At 49.8% G+C, this 588-nt stretch carries 1 protein-coding gene; it reads left to right on the top strand.

Annotation, left to right across the window (positions count from 1 at the left end):
* A partial coding sequence (locus tag R7O13_RS28995) for a transglycosylase SLT domain-containing protein (protein ID WP_318305476.1) occupies nucleotides 1-588 on the top strand: 588 nt, incomplete at both ends.

Genomic DNA, 588 nt, shown 5'->3' with positions numbered 1-588 from the left:
TTGCCAATGGAGCTTGCTCTTCTACCGGTTGTGGAAAGCTCATTTGACGCTTTCGCCTACTCGCACGGTAGCGCAGCAGGTTTGTGGCAGTTTGTGCCAGGCACCGGGAAAATGATGGGGCTTGAACAAAACTACTGGTATGACGGGCGTCGCGATGTCGCAGCCTCTACCGATGCTGCATTGGATTATCTTGTTCAATTAAATGAACGTTTTGACGGAAACTGGGAACACGCAATCGCAGCCTACAATAGTGGCGGCGGTCGTGTATCTAGCGCTATCCGTAAGAACAAAAAATTGGGTAAACCTGTCGACTTTTTCTCTTTAGATCTGCCAAAAGAGACCAGTAGCTACGTGCCAAAACTTCTCGCTCTTGCGGACGTGGTGGCAAACCAAGAAAAGTACGGTATCGACATTCCATCTATCCCAAACAAACCAGTGCTGACGTTAGTCGATCCGAAAGAACAACTGGATCTCGCTATCGCTGCTGATTACGCGGGCATCGGGGTAAAAGAGCTGCAAAGCTACAACCCAGCCTACAACCAATGGTCCACCGCACCAGAAGGGCCTCATCAGCTTCTTATTCCTGTG

The sequence above is a fragment of the Vibrio sp. Y176 genome, from assembly GCF_033438945.1.
This window is presented reverse-complemented; position numbering and strand designations above follow the sequence as displayed.